At 66.9% G+C, this 2882-nt stretch carries 4 protein-coding genes; all 4 read left to right on the forward strand.

The features are described from left to right. A partial coding sequence (locus AC1DU6_RS25825) for a hypothetical protein (RefSeq protein ID WP_477860601.1) occupies positions 1 to 1001 on the forward strand: 1001 nt, incomplete at its 5' end. 17 nt (positions 1002 to 1018) lie between these two features. After that, on the forward strand, positions 1019 to 1348 hold the full coding sequence (locus tag AC1DU6_RS25830; RefSeq protein ID WP_457325832.1) for a hypothetical protein: 330 nt from the start codon (positions 1019 to 1021) through the stop codon (positions 1346 to 1348). An 87-nt stretch (positions 1349 to 1435) separates the two neighbouring features. Then, the gene (locus tag AC1DU6_RS25835) at positions 1436 to 2305 is read left to right on the forward strand and encodes a lysophospholipid acyltransferase family protein (RefSeq protein WP_457325831.1); all 870 of its coding nucleotides are present in this window, start codon (positions 1436 to 1438) and stop codon (positions 2303 to 2305) included. Then, on the forward strand, positions 2302 to 2882 hold a 581-nt coding region (locus AC1DU6_RS25840), incomplete at its 3' end, for an aspartyl/asparaginyl beta-hydroxylase domain-containing protein (protein WP_477860603.1). The genes AC1DU6_RS25835 and AC1DU6_RS25840, both read left to right, overlap by 4 nt.

A 2882-nucleotide genomic window follows, 5' to 3' on the forward strand; every position in this document is an offset into this window, starting at 1 on the left:
CCGTTGGTGCGGTCGTGCAATGGTGGCGCGAGCGCTTCAGCTTCACGACGGAGAGCGGCGAGCCGCACGAGCTCTATCTCGAGGGTGAAGGCGAGGAAGGCGAGCTGATGGTGGCCTCGACGCCACAGCGCTTCCCCGACTTCCTGGCCGGCCTGCCCGCCAGCGAAGACCGCACGGATGCCCAGCAGAAGTACCGCCGGCTGCAGCAGTTGCGCCGTCGTGCCCGCTCGCTGGGCAGCGCGGCACCGGCTGCGGGCGCTGCGGCCGCGGGCGGTTCGGCCGATCCGATGACGTCCAACGATCCTCAGGTGGTTTCCGCCGCCATCGTCGCGCTGATCACCGAGATCGCCACCGTGACCCGGCGCCTGATGCCGGCCGGCGGTGGCGCCTCCACACCGCCGGCGTTCGGCACCGTCACCGCGCAGGGATGGGCCCGTTCCGCGCAGATCGATCGGCTGAACGCCCAACGCTCGCATTGGCCAGTGCGCGGTGGCGAGCCCAGCGTCACGTCGGCGCGCTGGGTGCGGCTGGCCAAGCGCCGCAGCGACGGCAATGCAGGCGACCACCTTTACGTCAAGGGCCACCTGCTCAACCACAACCTCGACGGCCCCGGCAATATCTGGGAGAACCTCGGCCCCATCACGCAGGACGCCAACAACCGCGGCGGCGCCTCGATGCTGCATGCCTTCGAGACGGACGTGAAGACTGCGGTGGACGGCGGTGGCTCGGCGCGCAACTTCAATGTGACGATGAACTACGGCCGCGGCAACCGCGGAGCGGCCCTGAACGAGATCAACGCCGAGCTCGCCACCGCCGGCGCCAGCCGGCGCCGTGAGCTGGAGGCCGTCCGCGGTGTGGTCGAGGAAGAGCAATACATCCCCAGCACCATCACATGCCGAGCCGAGATCCTCAACGCCAGCGGACGCCGGACGTCCAACCTGAATATCAGCGTCGCCAACACCATCACCACGCGCTGGCGCAACTACACCGTCGAACCCTGATGAGCCCGGGAGACCCCATGCTGAACCGTGCCCTCTCCGAACCCTGCACCTTCGCGCTGCTGCAATGGCCGGCGCTGGTCGGCCTGCTGGCCCTCGACCAGCCCGGCATGCTCTGGCTCGCCCTGCGCATGCTGCTCGGCCTGTGGCTGGCGGCGATGCTGATCGCCAGCTACACCGGCGGTCGCGGCGCGGGCTTCGGCAATGCCATGTTGCTGCAATGCGGCCTGGTCGCGGCGGCGTGGTGGATGCATCCGTCCGCCTGGGCCTACGCCTGGCTGGCGGCCATCCCGCTGCTGATGCTGACGGCGCAACGCTTGCGCCTGCGGCGCACGGTGCTGGCGGCCTGAGACAATGGCCGCGCGCCAGCAGGGCGCACTTCACCCCTAAGTGATTGTTTTTAAAAGGAATGCCTTGAAAAAACGGCAGGAAACATCGTGGGCCTGAGGCTTCTTGTCGGTTTTGTCTGGCTGCTCAGCTGGCTGCCGTTTCGCGCCATCACGGCCCTCGGCTGGCTGATTGGCAACCTCGTCGCATCGATGCCGTCGTCACGCCGGCACATCGGTGAAGTCAACCTCAAGCTCGCGCTGCCGGACTGGACACCGGCAGCTCGCCGCCGCCTGCTGCGCCAGAATTTCGTCGCCATGGTGCAGATGCTGCTGGAGTACGGCTACGGCTGGTTCGCTTCGCGCGAGCGCCTGAAGCGCCTGGTCCGCATCGAAGGCCTTGAGAACCTGCGCGCGTTGGATGGCCGCAATGTCATCTTGATGATGCCCCACTTCACCGGCCTGGACCTGGCCGGCCTGCGGGTGTCGCTGGAGACGCCGCTGGTCAGCATCTACTCGGTTCAGAAGGACCCCTGGCTGGACGCGTTCTTTCGCGCCAAGCGGCTGCGTTTTGGCACCGGCATCATCTTTGCGCGCCAGCAGGGCACGCGGCCGACGCTGCGGGCGCTGAAGGAGGGCTATCGCCTCTACTACCTGCCCGACCAGGACTTTGGCCACCGCGACTCGGTCTTCGTACCCTTCTTCGGCGTGCCGGCGGCCACCATCGGCGGGCTGTCGCGCATGGCGGCTGTCACCAAGGCGGCCGTGCTGCCCTGCTACCCGCGCCGCGAGGCGGATGGCTACACGCTGGTCATCGAGCCGGCGCTGGCCAATTTCCCGACCGATGACATCGTCGCCGACGCCACCCGCATGAACGCCGTCATCGAGGCTCAAGCGCGCCGACAATTGCACCAATACTTCTGGCTGCACAAGCGCTTCAAGTCACGGCCTCCCGGCGAGGCTGACTTCTACGCCAAATGACCCACGACATTCCCTATATCAAGCTGCTCATCGTGGCGGTCTTCATCGCGAGCACGATGTACGTGCATTTCCGCGGCCGCGTGCGCCTGCGCTTCTTCCGCCAGCTGATGGATCACTCCACCTTCATGGCGCCCATCAACTGCCTGATGTACCTGTTCTCCAGGCTGCCGGCCAAGCCCTATCTGCCGGTCGCCGGCTTCCCGGAGCTCAAGCTGCTGCAAGACCATTGGCAGGACATCCGCGCCGAAGCCTTCAAGCTGGCCGACGCGGGCGAGATCAAGAAGAGCGACAAGTACAACGACGCCGGCTTCAACAGCTTTTTCAAGACCGGCTGGACGCGCTTTCACCTGAAGTGGTATGGCGACGCGCATCCATCGGCGCGCGAACTCTGCCCGGTGACGACCGGGCTGCTGCAGCGCATCCCGACCGTGAAGGCCGCCATGTTCGCGGCCTTGCCGCCGGGCGGGCGCCTCGTCACCCACCGCGATCCCTTCGCCGGCTCGGTGCGCTATCACCTCGGTCTCGTCACGCCCAATGCCGACAGCTGCTACATCTCGGTCGACGGCGAGCGCTATTC

The sequence above is a fragment of the Roseateles sp. P5_B10 genome, from assembly GCF_056400485.1.

Excerpts from the sequence above, each read along its gene's own strand:
- AC1DU6_RS25830 (WP_457325832.1), top strand. The coding sequence starts at position 1,019 with ATGCTGAACCGTGCCCTCTCCGAACCCTGCACCTTCGCGCTGCTGCAA.